Source organism: Sulfurimonas sp. (genome assembly GCF_032250635.1).
In the GTDB taxonomy this organism is placed as follows: domain Bacteria; phylum Campylobacterota; class Campylobacteria; order Campylobacterales; family Sulfurimonadaceae; genus Sulfurimonas.
Window position 1 is genome coordinate 1 of sequence record NZ_JAVVFL010000276.1, and the last position, 1,458, is coordinate 1,458.

The following is a 1,458-nucleotide window of genomic DNA, read 5'->3' on the forward strand; positions in this document are numbered from 1 at the left end:
AGACAAAAATTGAGTACGGCACTCTAAAATCGGAAATGATGTTAAAGGCAAAAACAATTTTCATATCTGTTTTGATAATTATTATAACTCTTTTTTCTTTTAATAAATTTTACACTTCATTTTTCAGGGAGCATAAACCTCTGAGATACTACACAAATCCAACTTACTGGATTTACAGCATCGGAAACTATATTGGCAAAACACTTAATACGGAACCTGTTTGTTTAAATACAGTTGGAGAAGACTGCAAAATAACTGAAGATAAAAATGAACCAAAAGAGCTAATTATAGTCGTAGTCGGTGAAGCGGCAAGAGCTGACAGATTTTCTTTAAACGGCTACGAGAGAGAGACTAACCCTCTCCTTAAAAAAGAGGATATTATTAACTTTTCAAATATGTACTCATGCGGAACTTCAACTGCTGACTCGGTTCCTTGCATGTTCTCGTTTTTTGACAAAGCTGGCTACAGCTACAAAAAAGGTATTAACACGGAGAACATCTTAGATGTACTTAAGCATAATAATGAACTTGAAATATTATGGAGAGACAACAACTCAGACTCCAAGGGTGTCGCACTAAGAGTTCCTTTTGAAGATTACAAATCGCCTGCAAACAATACCATTTGCGATGAAGAGTGCCGCGATGAAGGGATGCTTGTAGGTCTTGATAAATATATAGAAGCCAACAAGAACAAAGACCTTTTAATTGTCCTTCATCAGATGGGAAATCACGGTCCTGCATATTACAAAAGATATCCTAAAGAGTTTGAAAAATTTACTCCTACATGTCAAACGAACCAGCTTGAAAATTGTACGCAAGAAGAGATAGGAAATGCTTATGACAATGCCATTCTTTACACCGACTATTTTTTATCAAAAGTTATAAATTTTTTAAAACTGTATTCAAAAAGTCATGAAACGGCAATGGTTTATATGAGTGACCATGGAGAGAGTTTGGGCGAAAATGGCTTATACCTTCACGGAATGCCGTATTTTATGGCACCTGACACACAAACACATATCGGAGCCATGATGTGGTTTGGCAATGAGATGAAAAAAGATATAGATACTGCAAAACTAAAATCATATTCTGAGAAAAAGTTTTCACACGACAATCTTTTTCACACAATCATCGGGCTGTTTGAAGTAGATACAAAAATATATGATTATAATATGGACATACTAAAAGATGCTACAATCGAGGAGTAGAGAGTTATTAATCACACTGTTTTTGCTTCTTGGGGTAATTCTCCTATTTGCTTTTAGCAAGCTTGATATTTATTTACAAGAATTTTTTTATAATGTAAATACTCACCAATGGCTTTTAGACAAAAATGAGCCTGTGCTAAAGTTTGTCTTTTACGACGGGATTAAAAAACTTCTTATCCAGTTTGCTATAGGTGTTCTTTTTGTTTTGATTTTTTTTAGAAAAAACAAAACAGTGTTGGAGTATAAAAAA

1 protein-coding gene is annotated in these 1,458 nt (G+C 34.0%); it reads left to right on the forward strand.

The window, feature by feature from the left end; genetic code table 11:
* On the forward strand, positions 1–1,208 hold a 1,208-nt coding region (locus tag RQ763_RS11720; protein ID WP_314153172.1), incomplete at its 5' end, for a phosphoethanolamine--lipid A transferase.
* Positions 1,209–1,458: the final 250 nt, after the last annotated feature.